Here is a 13,500-nt window from a genome sequence, read left to right on the forward strand (position 1 = left end):
CGGATCTTCCGAAGGTCCCGGATCAGCCCCAACCGCATGACGTCAGTCACCAAAGCCGTCCTCACCCTGGAGAGGCAGCGCTGAAAACGCTCACTGTCTCCAGGTCGGCGCCGACGGCATGGGAGTCTTACCTCTCGTGGGATTGCTCTGTCCCTCCAACACACCGCGCGGACTACCCGACCGTCGCGCCCTGACGGCGCCCGGTCGCCCCCGTTATCTTCTTCGCGGTCCTGCAAGAGGGCCGCTGGCCTCCGGGCCCGGCATGACTGTTGCCCCCTGTCGATGGGATGACTTGGGGGGTAGTGTCACCGGGCCCGAGGGGTGCCGTCGGAGACGCTGATCAGAGGTCCGACCACCGTCCGACCGGGTGCAATGCCTGGCCACTCGCGGGCGGCAGGTCTGCATAACGTGGATGCGCGAGTACGACACCGGCGCCGAGGCCGGCACGGTCGACACCTCTGGGGAAGGGCGCGATGTTCGAGATCGAAGACGTGGGCGTCTTCCTGGGCCTGGACGTCGGCAAGACGGCCCACCACGGCCACGGACTCACCCCGGCCGGGAAGAAGGTCTTCGACAAGCCGCTGCCCAGCAGCGAACCGAAACTGCGGGCCGCCTTCGACAAACCGGCCGGGAAGTGCGGCACCGTCCTGGTGATCGTGGACCAGCCCGCCTCGATCGGCGCTCTGCCGCTGACCGTGGCCCGGGATGCGGGCTGCCAGGTCGCCTACCTGCCCGGACTAGCCATGCGCCGGATCGCCGACCTCTACCCCGGCGAGGCCAAGACCGACGCCAGGGAAGCGGCCGTGATCGCGGACGCGGCCCGCACCATGCCGCACACCCTGCGCTCGCTGGAGCTGACGCCACGGGCAGGGGGCGGCCTCCGAAGCCTCCGTGAGGCTTTTTGCGGAGGCGACTCGGCCCAGCACACAGCTCCGGACGCACCGGCGAATGCGCAGCTCAGGAAGCACAGAGGTAGGGACAACCCCCTGAGCCTGAGGGGGCTCGGCCCCTCTACGAGGCCTACGGCTGACAGGCTGGTGGCGGTGGGGCGGCCGTAGCCAGACTCGCCTGCATGACGATTCCTACCGACGCCACGGTCACGACGGCCCCGGCCGCCTCGCGGCCTCGCCCCGGCACCGGCAGTGACTTCGCCCGGCTGTCGCAGCGCATCACCGAGGCGGGTCTACTACGGCGGCGCCCCGGCTACTACACGGTGCGGCTCGCTCTGGTGAGCGGACTGCTGGCAGCGGGCTGGACCGCCTTCGTCACGCTGGGCGACACGTGGTGGCAGCTGGCGGTCGCCGCCTTTCTGGCCCTGATGTTCGGCCAAGTGGCTCTGGTGGCACATGACTTGGCGCACCGGCAGATCTTCCCGAAGCGCCGGGCGAGCGCGGTTTGGGGCCAACTCTTCGGCAACCTCGGCATCGGCATGAGTTACGGCTGGTGGATGAACAAGCACACCCGCCATCACGCCAACCCCAACCACGAGGAACTCGACCCCGATGTCGCCCCGGACATCCTGGTGTGGTCCACCGAGCAGGCCCGCAACAGCAATGGTCTGGCCCGCTTCATCGGCGGCCACCAGGCGTTCTTGTTCCTCCCGCTGCTGACGCTGGAGGGCTTCAACCTGCACGTGGCGAGCGTGCGGGCGCTGCGCTCACCGACGATGAAGAACCGCCTGCTGGAGGGCACACTGCTTCTCCTGCACATGGCGGCCTACCTCTCCGCGCTGTTCCTGGTGCTCTCCCCCGGCAAGGCCGTGGCGTTCCTCGCCGTGCACCAGTGCCTGTTCGGTGTGTATCTCGGCTGCACGTTCGCCCCGAACCACAAGGGCATGCCCACCCTCACCGGCGACGACCGCCCCGACTTCCTGCGCCGTCAGGTACTCACCTCCCGCAACGTACGGGGCGGCCGGCTCTCCGACGTGATGCTCGGCGGGCTCAACTACCAGATCGAGCACCACCTGTTCCCGAGCATGCCCACTCCTCATCTACGGCGGGCCCAGGCCGTCGTACGCGCCTACTGCGCGGAAATCGACGTGCCGTACCACGAAACCAGCCTGATCCAGTCCTACCGCGAGGCACTCACCCACCTGCACCGAGTGGGCGAGCCCATCAGACGTCAACACAAGGCGTCGTGACGGCAGGACGACAGAAGGCGGGTGAACAGCGCATCGGCCCACGTCGGATCCTCACCCATCGTGCTCCCGCCTTGCGCCATGGTCGTCACGACGCCGACGGACAGCGATCCGTTCCCAAGGCCCCGGCCTCCCGCCGTTCCGGTCCCGCTACGTCCGGGCGGTGGCGGAGGGCGGCGAGGCACAGCACTCCGAGGGCCGTGCAAGCCAGTAAGGCCAGCACGGCCGCGGGAGGGGGCTTCGCGTCGTTCCCGGTGGACGCGAGACCTCGGTGGGAGGAACCGCACAGGGCCGCGGCGGCTGAGGCCGGCCGATCGCGTGGACGGGCAGCGCGTCCGACGACTGGTGAACCGCAGCGATGGCTGCCGGCGACAGAGCCGCCGGGAGCCGCAGGTGAGCGGCGGTTCTCATTGACTCGGAGGCCTGCCGGGGGTGGTCAGGGGCGGGCCGACGGTGACCCGCCTCCGTGGGGTCACGGGTTCCAGGTCATGGTGGCGTGGACCCGGTCGAAGCGCCGCGCGGCCAGGTCCTGCCGGGAGATCGACCAGGAGTAGAAGGCCGCCTCCAGGCCGCGGAGGCTGTGATGCCACTGGGCGAGGCACACCCAGTCCTCGGGGCGTATGCCCGGCTCGGCCGGGGATCTCTCGCCCCGTATCTCCCGTCGCTCCGCCTCCCGTCCGGCTGCCACGCTGGGGTCCTCCACGTCGTTCTCGTCCGCGGCGTACCCGCCCAGCTGGATCCCGGTGTGGATGTCGTCGTGGGGCAGGGCCGTCCACACGTCGCGCAGCTCGCCGGCACGGGGGTGTTCGGGGAGGGGCTTGCAGTCGAAGGGGGACCCGGGGTCGTAGACCGAGGTGTGGAAGGGCAGGGAGACACTGGTCCTCAGGTGGAGTGGGCCTTCCGGGAAGTTGGCTTCGTCCGAGACGTTCCTCCATCCCGCATCGAAGTCGGGCCGGCGTTCCTCGACGGCCGTGCCCGCGGGGATGTGAAGTGCGGTGCCGAGGTTCTCCTCGTCGATCCCGTCGGGGTCCGGGTCGGCGAAGAGCAGAAGGTGGCCGTCGGCGGGCAGACCGAGGTCGGTCGCTCCCGCGGGCAGGGCGGCGAGGTCGACAGTGGCGGCCAGCTCGCACCACGGGTCGGGGACGTCGGCGGGAAGCATGAGAGGTCCGCCGAGCCGGCCCACCACCGGCCCCTCTCCTCGGGTGTCCAGGAGGGCGCAGGGGCGGGCGAGGCCCGTCCACCGCTGGATGTCGTCCGGCGGGATGCCCGCGGCGAGGGCGTTCTCACGGAACGCGTCCAGTCGGTCCAGCATCTCGGGGGTCATGGGGCTCCTGTGTTCGGGCGAGACGTTGCAACTTCCGCCCGTGTTCCCGGCGGGAGCCGATGGTGTCATGGGAGGGACTGTACGGATCGGGTGTGACAACGGGTGCGGAGCGGGCGCCGGTCGGGCCGGCCTCAGGTCCGGCACCCCCACCGGGGTCGGTTCGATGCCGCGGCCCGCTTGTAGGTCACCCACCGGCGTTGTCGTGCGAGCGAGGAGTGCCTCGTTGAGGTCGGTGCCCGTCGGTGCCCGGTGTGGTCGCTCGCCTGTCCGGCGAGGGGAGGTGGTGCGTCTGGGCGATGCCGCACATGGCGTGATGGGGGCCGGAGCACCGCGCATCGGCGGGGAGAACCGTTTCCGCGTCCGCTGGTGATCTCAAGCGGCGGAACATCCGCCATGACGGGGAGGACGCGCTGCCGCAGGGCGCGGCGCCGACCCGTCACGGACGGTTCCCGTCCTTCCCGTCACGGACGATCCCCGTCCTTCCACTCCCCGCGCGCGCTGTGAGGTGCTCCACGATGGTGCTCCGCAGCGCCACGGAAGGAGTTTCCGTGCACGGCCGTGGGTGGGAAGACGGACGGCCCGGGAGTTGGCTCGAACTGCCTGCCGTCGGTCGGTCGGTCGGTCGAGGTTGGACGGCCGGCACACCCTTCCGGCCTCGGCTTCGACGAGGACGAGGACCAGGTCGACGACGATGTCGTCCATGCCGGGAAGGCGCTTGTGCCGCTCCTTCACGATCTCCGACGCGAAGGGGGTTCCGCAAAGGGGCCTCGCGAAGGGGCCCCTCGCGAGCGCGGGCACGGCCATCCGGATCGGGCCGACAGCGGTCCGCACAGTCGCCACGGGTTCCGTTGCGGCTGTTGCCCCGGTACTTCCCGGCCGGATCGTGCTTGTCATGGCCGAGTGGTCGGTGAACTCGCCCCCCCACCACCGTGACGGCAACGGCAGTTGCCGTCTGGCGGGAACACCGGCTCGACTCAGGGGTCGTGAGCGCTTCCGTCCACTCACCCGCGCGCCGTGTCGGCGTCCAGGGTGTCGAAGAGCAGGTTGAGGCCCTCCGCCATGGTCGGGTGGGTGAAGATCGCGTCGCGGACCTCCCGGTAGGGCAGTCCGCCGAGCATGGCCATCTGCACGGCGGAGAGAACCTCCCCGGCGTGGCGGCCCAGCAGGGCGACACCGAGAATCCGGTCCGTGTCGGCGTCGACGACGGCCTTCCAGGTACCGGCCTGGTCGTGCAGCGTCTTCGCGCGCGGGATGGCGGCGACCGGGAGGCGGGCCACCTTCACGTCGTACCCCTGTGATCGGGCTTCGGCCTCCGTGAGTCCGATGCGAGCGAGTTCGGGCGTGGTGAAGACGGTGTAGGGCACGGTCCGGTCGGTGGTGACGGCGTCGTCACCGGTGAGGTTCGCGCGCAGGACCCGGAAGTCGTGCCACGAGGCGTGGGTGAACTGGGGACTGCCGGCGACGTCTCCGGCGGCCCACACGCCGTCGGCGGTGGTGCGCAGGTGATCGTCGACGACGTAACCACGGTCCGTCAGCCGTACGCCCGCCGCTCCCGGTGCGAGGCCGGCGGTGACCGGTGTCCGGCCGGTGGCGACGAGCAGCTCCTGCCCGCGCACCTCGGAGCCGTCGTCCAGGGTGACGACGATGTCGCCGTGGCCGTCCTCTCTGCGTACGGAGCTCGCACGTGCGCGGAGCCGCACCTCGACGCCCTGCGCGGTGAGCAGGCGGGCCACCTCGTCGGCCACGTCCCGGTCCTCACGCGGCAGCAACTGGTCCCGGCCCTGCAGCAACGTCACGCGGGTACCGAAGACGGCGAACATCGAGGCGAATTCGGCTCCGACGTATCCTCCGCCCAGGATCAGCAGCGTCTCGGGCAGCCGTTCCAGACGCAGGATCGTCTCCGAGTTCCACACCTCTGCCCCGGCGATGCCGGGCAGGTCCGGCATCGCCGGGGTGGTTCCGGTGTTGATGACGACGTCCCGGCCGCGTACCGTACGCGTGGATCCGTCGGCGGTGGTGATCTCGACGGTTCGTTCCCCGGTGAAGCGGGCGGAGCCGAGGACGAAGTCCATGCCGGAGGCGGCGAAAAGCTTCTGGTGGGCTCCGACCATTCCGCCCACCACGTTCTCCTTGTGTGCGCGCAGCGCCTCCAGGTCGACGGCGGGCTCAGCTCCGGTCCGGACCCCCATCCGGGCGGCGTGGCGCGCGGTGAGCAGGGTGCGGGCCGAACCCACGAGCGCCTTGGTGGGAATGCAGGCGACGTTGATGCACGTACCACCGATCTTGTCCCGCTCCACCATGACGACCGTCCAGCCGCCCTTGGCACGGTCCATCGCCAGGGACTTGCCCGCCTTGCCCCCTCCGATCACCAGCAGGTCGACGTTCTGGACGTCCTTCTCGCTCATGGAGCCTTCCACCTCTTCGCTCGCGCGGTACTCACCGGCTTCCCCTTTTTCGATCGCGTGGTACTCACCGGCTGACCTGGGCCACGCCCGGGACCGATCGTGCGCCGGCCCCGCGGACGCGGCGGGACCACTGCGGCCGAACCGCCCCTCATCGTGGGCTCCTCCCGACGCGGTGGTGCGGGATGCCCGTTGTCGGACTGATCGGGCGGAGACACCGACGGTGGTGACCGGTCCGTGGGACACCAGACCTCTTTCGGCGCCTTCTTTCGAAGCTCCGGTGCTCCGGTGCTCCGATGTTCCGTGAGTCAAAGATGGGCTCGGTGCGGTCGTGCGGCACTCGGGGCGTCACCACCGCCGCTGCGCAGTCAGCCCGAGGGAGCAGGTCGGGCACCGTGCGGCCGGGGAGTCACGGCTCGTTGGCGTCGGTCGGTGAGGCACAACTCGTGGGCGTCGGTCGGTTCCGGGGAAGGGTGACGGCCGGAATCAGCGTTTAGATTGGGACGATGGGCGACATCGGTGGCGTGCCCCATGAAGCATCCGAGAGCGACCCGGTCCACACCCGGCTCGTTGAGCTGGCCACGGGCTGGGCGGATGCCATCGTGTCCAATGATCCCGTCCGCATCGGTGGCTTCATGGCCGACGAGTGGGTCATCGTCTCCGAGTCCGGCGCCTCCGACAGGGGGCGGTTCCTGTCGCTCGTCGAATCCGGGGAGTTGACACACTCGGCCATGCGGAGCGTCAGCCGGCCGAGGATCCGGGTGTACGGCGACACCGCGGTCTCCACGGCGCGGGTGACGAACACGGCCCACTACAAGGGCCGACACTTCGAGGCCGACGAGTGGACGACCGATGTGTTCGTGAAGCGGAACGGCCGCTGGTTGTGCGTGCTGAGCCACATCACCGCGGCAGCCCCGGGCTGAGGACGCACACCGAGCACGGTGCGCAGGCTCTCGTGCACCACCCCGACGCACCGCCGACACGCGCGGGGGTCCCGTGACCTTGACGGAGTTCGATATCAGCCGTTCTCCCCCATGACCGGTTCAGCAGGGACCTGGAGACACGTGCACCGGTCACGCGGCGCCGACCCCCGCCTCAACCCGGCCCCCTGCCTCTCCATGGCCCTTGCTTGCATGGCCCTACCGGGACGTCCTTGCCTGGATCGGTCGCGGGGCCCGGGCGGGTCGTCCCGGAGAAGACTGGAGGGCTGGAGGCCTGGAGGGCTCCAGTCGGCGTCGCACCCTTCCGGCTCCGTGTGGGGCAGAGCTGCTCATGCAGGCGTGCATGAAAATCTGTGGTGTTCGCAGTAGACATTCATGCGCCGCGGGGATATCGTCGTGCACGTACCCAAGAGGGTCGAGAGTCGAGAAAGGTGCGGCGGACAGGAACGGCCGCACAGACAGGTCGAGCGGGACGTGACTCGGAGGTCGCGAGCACTACCCGCGTCATCCCGCAGTACACACCGTGTTACCGAAGGTAAGGAGCCAAGACGCCATCAGGATCGCCCGGGCCGGCCAGGCCGCCCGAGTACCGCAGGCCCCGGATTGGAAGGTGGTCCCCGGTCACGCATCCGCGATCCCCGCAGCCCCGCCCTCCCGGGCGGTACCTGCGACACAGAGAACCGGCGTCACGCGCCGGCAGATGGTGTTGAAAGCTCGGGGTCCGGGCGCCGTGTGGCGCCCGGGCCCCTCGATGCGTGTCCCGGAAGAAGAGGTCTATGCCCCCTGCCGTATCCCGTCCCATCGACAATCTCGACGATGACGACTACCCCGCCTACACCATGGGTCGGGCCGCCGAGATGCTCGGCACCACCCCCGCGTTCCTCCGCGCCCTGGGGGAACACCGCCTGATCACCCCCCTGCGTTCCGAGGGCGGCCACCGCCGCTATTCGCGGTACCAGTTGCGCATCGCCGCGCGCGCCCGCGAGCTCGTCGACCAGGGCACCGCCATCGAGGCCGCCTGCCGCATCGTCATCCTCGAAGACCAACTCGAGGAGGCTCAGCGCATCAACGAGCAACTGCGCGCACATGGTCACCGGCCGCAGCCGAAGCCGTCGGCCTGAGCCGGGGCGCACGTCCGTGGCATGCCCTGCCGAACGGCTCGGAGTGACCGTCTCGAACCCGAAGGTGACGCGTCGGACGACATAGCGGCACGGGCACGGGCACTGGAGCGTGCGCGGGAGCGCGAGCAGCCGGCGGGCCGGAGGCAGGTGGGCCGGAGGCAGGCGGGCGTCGTGGTGCGGGCGTCCGGCCCGGCTCGCGTGGCCGGGCCGCGCCTCCCGCGGACGTCGACCGGGCCCTGGGTCGGAACGTCGACCGGGCCCCGTCGGGCCCGCGGTCACTGGTTCTCTGACGTCCGCTGCCAGAAAGGGGCGGGGGCCGGGATGTAGGGCAGGGAGGTGTCCACCCGTCCGAAGCGGTCGTCCCGGCGGGCCCAGGAGGCGTGGGCGGCGTCGATCTCTTCGCGGCCTCGGCCGACGAAGTTCCACCACATCAGGATCGGTTCGGGGAAGGGCTCCCCGCCGATGAGCATGAGGCAGGTGGGTTCGCGTACGTCGAGGGGCAGCTCCTCCCGGCCCTCCCCCAGGTAGCCGAGGCGCCCCGGGTGCAAGGGCTGGCCACGCAGGGCCACGGCGCCCTGGAGGACGACCAGTGCGTACTCCCAGTCGGGTCGCAGTGGGACCGTGACCGGGGCCCGCAGGTCCAGTTCTGCTCCGACGAGCGGGGTGTCGCGGCGGGCGGGGCTGGTCAGGCCGTAGAAGTCGCCCATCAACACCGTCGCGGCACCCGCGCCGCCGTCGAGGTCGGTGCGCGGCAGCTCCGCGTGGTGCTCGAACGCCGGTGCACCGTGGCGGGTGGCTTCGGGCAGCGCGGTCCACAACTGGATGCCCTCCAGGGTGCCGCGGTAGTGGCCGGTGGCCTCCTCCGCGTGGGAGACGGCGTTTCCGGAGGTCATCAGGTTGAGCTGGCCGGGCTTGATGACCTGTTCGGAGCCGAGGCTGTCGCGGTGCAGTACCTGCCCGTCGGTCAGCCAGGTGACCGTCTGCAGACCGATGTGCGGGTGCGGGCCGACGTCGAGTCCACTGTTCTCGGTGACATCGGCCGGTCCCATGTGGTCGGCGAAGCACCAGGCCCCGACCGTGCGGCGGCCCCGGCGCGGCAGGGCCCGGCGTACGCGGATGGCGCCCACGGTCGCCTCCCGGCTGTCGGTCACCTCCAGGCACGGCGGTTCGGGATGGCCGGTGTCCGCCTGATCGGCAGGCGCGTCGACGGTGCTGACCGGTCCGCTCATCGCAAGGCCTTTCTCTCCGTGTCGTACAGGGGTGCTCCCCAGGATGGGCTTCCGGGCGGTCGCACGGCGCCCGGGACGCGCGGGTGATGCAAGTCGCCGTCTCCGCGGCTCAGGAGTCCCGAGGATGTCCCGCCCCACGGATGCGCCTTCCCCGCGGATGACCTTTCCACGACGAACGACGAGGTCTCTCCCCGCAGATGTCTGCCGTCCCACGGAATACGTGGACGGCTTCTGCATGGCCGGGGTCTCGTTCGTGCCGTACGGCGGGCCGGGCGGCTCCCCGCCCTCCTCACCCGGATGGAGGGCGGGGGCGACGAGGTGCCGTCCCGGCGACGCGCCGGAACTCGTTCGACGGCTGGTCGGAGGGCCGGTCACGCACGCCGACAGGTGGGGCGGAAGGCCGTCGGCACGCGCGCCGGGGCTTGTTCCGTCCGCGGGACGGGTCCGGCCCGCCCCGCGGCCAGGCGTGATCTTTTGCAGCGTCTCCCCTCGATCTCCCGGGCGGTGGGGTGAAGATGCGGGGGTCCGCGGCGCGGGTGACCATCGGACGGGTGGTGGCCGTGCGCCTGTCGTCCGCGAGCCACCCCGCACCTCTCAGCCCCCTTCACGCACCCTCCTACGCGCACGCCCCGGACGGAGTCACGATGCCTCGGAGTACCGGAGCACATCCCGCCCTCCCGGTCCGGCGGCCGTTGTCACGGCCCGCCGCTCCGAGTGGACGCGCGGCCGATCCTGTCCCGGACCCGTTTCGACCAGTTGACGACCCGGCCGCCCCAGCGGCGGAGTCGGCCGGGTGGCACCGCCGCAGGGGGCACCCGGCGGTCCAGGGCGCCCGTGCGGATCGCCTCGAGAGCGTCTGCGAGGTCCACGCCCGCGAAGGTGATGACGTCGGTGGCGACCGTACGCAGGCTGTAGGCCAGGAAGGTGCGCTCGGAGTCGGCCGGCCCGGACTCCGCGGTGATCCGCGTGGCGAGTTCCAGCGAGCGGTCCGCGGCGCGCTGACGCACCGTGCGGTCGTCGAGTCCGTCGGCCAGCGAGCCGACGACGTCCGCCAGGCCGCGCACCGGTTGCTCCAGCCGGCCGCGGGTGTCGGCGTCGGCCGAGGTGAGCAGGCGTGCGAAGAGCAGGCAGCTGGCGCCGAGCAGGTCGAGGTGTTCCGCGTTCTCCTTCTCACGCACGACGATCTTGTCCCCTCGCGCGAGGGCGCGCCGTGTGACGCGGGTGTTGGTCCGGCCGGCCCGGCGCAGGTCCTGGAGGCGGTCCAGGACCTGGCGGAGTTCCCCGACCGCTTGCCGGGCGAGCGTGTCGTCGTCGCGGGCGACGGCGGTGGCCAGGGTGGACAGCCCGCCGGCGATGGCCTTGAGCGCGGCCCGCTCGGCCCGGCGCAGCAGGGTGAGGGGTTCGGGCGGGAAGAGGACCTGCGAGAACACCAGGGCGATGCCGGCACCGGTCAGGGCGTCCAGCAGGCGCTGGACACCGTTCGCCTGGTCTCCCAGCGCCACGACGAGGATGGCGCTCACCGCGGCCTGGACGAGGACGATCTGTGCGCCCCGCAGCATCCGGGCGGCGGCGAGGGAGACGAAGACCGCAAGGGTCATCGTGCCCGGACCGATCCCCAGGGTGGCGAGCACGATCTGCCCGATCAGCAGTCCGAGGAACACGCCGAGGAGGAGCCGCATCGCGTGCAGGCCGCGTTCGCCGAGGTTCGCGGTCAGTGCGATGACCGCCGTGATGGGCGCGAAGTACGGGGCAGGGTGGTCGAGTGCGTAACGAGCCACCAGCCATGCCGCCCCGGCGCCGACGGTGGCCTGGAGGAGCAGCCACACGTCCAGGGCGGCCCGGCGGCAGCCGGCCACGAACCGCGATGCCGCTCGGCGGGCCGGTGCGCGCGCGGCGAACACTTTCGTGCGGGTTCGCGGCGCGCTCACCCGGCCCACTATGCCAGCCGGCCGCCTCGTACACCCGGCGGCGGCTGCCCCGGGCGAGCCGGGCCCCGGGACGGGCCCGTGCTGCGGCGCGCGGTGGAAAGGACGTGGTGATGGTGAAGGTCGACCAGGTCACCGAGCCGCTGGCGTATCACGCCGAAGGACCCGTCTGGTCCGAGGCGTGGGGCGGACTGCGGTGGCTGGACATGCTGGCGGGCGACGTGTTGTCGCTCGCCCCGGACCACAGCGTGACCCGGCGGCACATCGACACCGTCGTGGCCGCGGTCCGGCCCCGACGAGGAGGGGGTGCCGTGATCGGTGTCGAGCGCGGCTTCGCCCTCGAGGACACGAACGGAACGGTGACGGTCTTGGATTCCCTGTGGAGCGACGAAGGCGTCCGTATGAACGAGGGGGGATGCGACCCCGACGGACGCTTCTACTGCGGTTCGATGGCCTACGACGGCCGTGAGGGGGCCGGCTCGCTGTACCGCCTGGACGCGGACGGCTCGACGACGACGGTCCTGGACGAGGTGACGGTCTCCAACGGTCTGGAGTGGAGCCCGGACGGGGACCGCGCGTACTACGCGGACACCGCGACGGGGCGCGTCGACGTCTTCGACTACGACCGCGGGACGGGGCTGAGCGGGAGGCGTCCGTTCGCCTCCGTGCCGGACGGCGACGGCGGTCCGGACGGGTTGACGGTGGATGCGGAGGGCGGGGTGTGGGTCGCGCTGTACGGCGGTTCCGCGGTGCGGCGGTACGCGCCCGACGGCACCCTGGACGAGGTCGTGGAGCTGCCGGTCAGCAAGGTCACGGCGTGCACGTTCGGCGGGCCCGGCCTCGACCGGCTGTTCGTCACCACGTCGCGTGAGCACCTCGAGCCCGGGGCCGAACCGGAGGCGGGCGCGTTGTTCGCGTGCACGCCAGGGGTGCGGGGCGTGCCGGTGAGGGAGTTCGCCGGATGAGCGCCCCCGACACCCCCGCGGCGGACACGGCCGACGGGCGGACCCAGACACTGCTTATTCTCGGCGCGGGCGGTGACCTGACCCAGCGGCTGCTCCTGCCCGGCCTGGGCAACCTCGTCGCGTCGTCGGGGCTGACCGGTCTCCACCTGGTCGGCAGTGACCGGGGAGAGAGCAGTGACGAGGAGTGGCGGACGCTGGTGGCGCGGGCGTTCGAGGCGGGCGGGGCGGAGGGGCCGGCCGTCGACGCCGTCGTCCGCGACACGCGTTACGTCGTCGCGGACGCCACCGCCGAGGACGACCTGCGCCGTGTGATGGCCTCCTGCCGGGGCCGTCTGACCCTGTACTTCGCGTTGCCGCCGGCCGTCACCGTGGAGGTGTGCCGGGTGCTGGCCCGGACCGGTGTGCCCGCCGGGACGCGCCTGGTGCTCGAGAAGCCCTTCGGCACGGACGCGGCCAGCGCCACCGCGCTGAACGAACTGCTGCACGGTTTCGTGCCCGAGGACCACGTGCATCGCGTCGACCACTTCCTGGGGATGTCGACGGTGCTCAACATCCTGGGTGTCCGGTTCGCCAACCGGGTCATCGAGCCCCTGCTGACCTCGGAGCACGTCGCGGCGGTGGACATCGTGTTCGACGAGACGCTCGGTCTGGAGGGCCGGGCCGGCTTCTACGACACGACGGGCGCGCTGCGCGACATGATCCAGAGCCATCTGCTCCAGGTGCTGTCGCTGGTGGCGATGCCCGCGCCGAGCAGACTGGACCCGGTCGACGTGCGGGACGCCAAGGCGCACGTGCTGCGCGCCACGCACGTCTGGGACGACCGTCCCGAGCGGTTCAGCCGGCGTGCCCGCTACACCGCCGGAACGGTCGACGGGCGCTCGTTGCCCTCCTACACCGACGAGCCGGGCATCGACCCCGCCCGGGAGACCGAGACGCTCGCCGAGGTGGTGTTCGCGGTCGACACCTGGCAGTGGGCGGGTGTCCCGTTCCGGGTCCGTTCGGGCAAGGCGATCGGTTCGCCACGGCAGGAGGTCACCTTCTGGTTCAAGGCCCCGCAGCACGTGCCGGACGGGCTCGTCGGTGACGTGCCCGACAACCGGCTGCGTCTGGGTATCGGTCCGCACCGTCTGCAACTGGACCTGAACGTCAACGGCCCCGGCGACCCGTCGACCATTTCCCCGGTCACCCTCGACACCACGTTCGGGCCGGGCGAGCTGCTGGAGTACGGGGAGGTGCTCCGGGGCGTCCTGGAGGACGAGAAGCCGCTGTCGGTGCGCGACGACATGTCGGTGGAGTCGTGGCGCATCGTGGAACCGGTGCTGGACGCCTGGAGCGACGGGCGTGTCCCCCTCGACGAGTATCCGGCCGGCAGTGCCGGACCCGCGCATTGGGAGCAACTGCCGTCATGAGCGAACCACTGGACACACGTCCCTCGGCGCAGAGCCGGTTCGTACAG

The 13,500-nt window shown here is 71.2% G+C and carries 10 protein-coding genes and 1 pseudogene; 7 read left to right on the top strand and 4 right to left on the bottom strand.

Annotated elements, in window-relative coordinates:
* The 3 genes and pseudogenes from AB0F01_RS29615 to AB0F01_RS29625 form a co-directional block, all read left to right on the top strand.
* A pseudogene (locus AB0F01_RS29615) lies at nt 1-84 on the top strand (IS5/IS1182 family transposase); the annotation flags it as partial.
* A gap of 389 nt (nt 85-473) precedes the next feature.
* Complete coding sequence (locus tag AB0F01_RS29620; RefSeq protein ID WP_362102024.1) at nt 474-1,058, top strand: IS110 family transposase; 585 nt, start codon at nt 474-476, stop codon at nt 1,056-1,058.
* A 14-nt stretch (nt 1,059-1,072) separates the two neighbouring features.
* Nucleotides 1,073-2,140 carry an acyl-CoA desaturase gene (locus AB0F01_RS29625; protein WP_362102026.1) on the top strand — a complete coding sequence of 356 codons (1,068 nt, stop codon included), beginning with the start codon at nt 1,073-1,075 and terminating at the stop codon, nt 2,138-2,140.
* 469 nt (nt 2,141-2,609) lie between these two features.
* Here AB0F01_RS29625 and AB0F01_RS29630 read toward each other — a convergent pair whose 3' ends face one another.
* Nucleotides 2,610-3,461, bottom strand: a complete 852-nt coding sequence (locus tag AB0F01_RS29630) for a DUF1963 domain-containing protein (RefSeq protein WP_362102027.1) — start codon at nt 3,459-3,461, stop codon at nt 2,610-2,612.
* Nucleotides 3,462-4,462: 1,001 nt separating this feature from the next.
* Complete coding sequence (locus AB0F01_RS29635) at nt 4,463-5,866, bottom strand: FAD-dependent oxidoreductase (protein WP_362102029.1); 1,404 nt, start codon at nt 5,864-5,866, stop codon at nt 4,463-4,465.
* Between the two features lie 503 nt (nt 5,867-6,369).
* On the opposite strand from AB0F01_RS29635, the gene AB0F01_RS29640 reads away from it, so the two are divergent.
* A complete protein-coding gene (locus AB0F01_RS29640; protein WP_362102032.1) occupies nt 6,370-6,786 on the top strand; it encodes a nuclear transport factor 2 family protein in 417 nt (138 codons plus the stop codon).
* Nucleotides 6,787-7,580: 794 nt separating this feature from the next.
* Nucleotides 7,581-7,925, top strand: a complete 345-nt coding sequence (locus AB0F01_RS29645) for a MerR family transcriptional regulator (RefSeq protein WP_362102034.1) — start codon at nt 7,581-7,583, stop codon at nt 7,923-7,925.
* A 275-nt stretch (nt 7,926-8,200) separates the two neighbouring features.
* Here the strand turns inward: AB0F01_RS29645 and AB0F01_RS29650 are convergent, their stop codons facing one another.
* Together AB0F01_RS29650 and AB0F01_RS29655 are read right to left on the bottom strand one after the other, a co-directional pair.
* Nucleotides 8,201-9,154, bottom strand: coding sequence for a pirin family protein (locus AB0F01_RS29650; protein WP_362102037.1), 954 nt, complete (start codon nt 9,152-9,154; stop codon nt 8,201-8,203).
* A 695-nt stretch (nt 9,155-9,849) separates the two neighbouring features.
* The gene (locus tag AB0F01_RS29655; RefSeq protein ID WP_362102040.1) at nt 9,850-11,082 is read right to left on the bottom strand and encodes an FUSC family protein; all 1,233 of its coding nucleotides are present in this window, start codon (nt 11,080-11,082) and stop codon (nt 9,850-9,852) included.
* Nucleotides 11,083-11,195: 113 nt separating this feature from the next.
* Here AB0F01_RS29655 and AB0F01_RS29660 point away from each other — a divergent pair, with 113 nt between their 5' ends.
* Together AB0F01_RS29660 and AB0F01_RS29665 are read left to right on the top strand one after the other, a co-directional pair.
* Nucleotides 11,196-12,044: an SMP-30/gluconolactonase/LRE family protein gene (locus tag AB0F01_RS29660; RefSeq protein WP_362102112.1), complete on the top strand. Its 849-nt coding sequence runs from the start codon at nt 11,196-11,198 to the stop codon at nt 12,042-12,044.
* Complete coding sequence (locus tag AB0F01_RS29665; RefSeq protein WP_362102043.1) at nt 12,041-13,453, top strand: glucose-6-phosphate dehydrogenase; 1,413 nt, start codon at nt 12,041-12,043, stop codon at nt 13,451-13,453. Before AB0F01_RS29660 ends, AB0F01_RS29665 begins: the two co-directional genes overlap by 4 nt.
* The last annotated feature ends 47 nt before the right edge of the window (nt 13,454-13,500 follow it).

The organism is Streptomyces sp. NPDC029526 (assembly GCF_040637405.1).
Lineage (GTDB): Bacteria > Actinomycetota > Actinomycetes > Streptomycetales > Streptomycetaceae > Streptomyces.

Coding starts and splice junctions, on each gene's coding strand:
- AB0F01_RS29620 (WP_362102024.1), top strand. CDS start 474: ATGTTCGAGATCGAAGACGTGGGCGTCTTCCTGGGCCTGGACGTCGGC.
- AB0F01_RS29645 (WP_362102034.1), top strand. CDS start 7,581: ATGCCCCCTGCCGTATCCCGTCCCATCGACAATCTCGACGATGACGAC.
- AB0F01_RS29635 (WP_362102029.1), bottom strand. CDS start 5,866: ATGAGCGAGAAGGACGTCCAGAACGTCGACCTGCTGGTGATCGGAGGG.
- AB0F01_RS29665 (WP_362102043.1), top strand. CDS start 12,041: ATGAGCGCCCCCGACACCCCCGCGGCGGACACGGCCGACGGGCGGACC.
- AB0F01_RS29640 (WP_362102032.1), top strand. CDS start 6,370: ATGGGCGACATCGGTGGCGTGCCCCATGAAGCATCCGAGAGCGACCCG.
- AB0F01_RS29625 (WP_362102026.1), top strand. CDS start 1,073: ATGACGATTCCTACCGACGCCACGGTCACGACGGCCCCGGCCGCCTCG.
- AB0F01_RS29650 (WP_362102037.1), bottom strand. CDS start 9,154: ATGAGCGGACCGGTCAGCACCGTCGACGCGCCTGCCGATCAGGCGGAC.
- AB0F01_RS29630 (WP_362102027.1), bottom strand. CDS start 3,461: ATGACCCCCGAGATGCTGGACCGACTGGACGCGTTCCGTGAGAACGCC.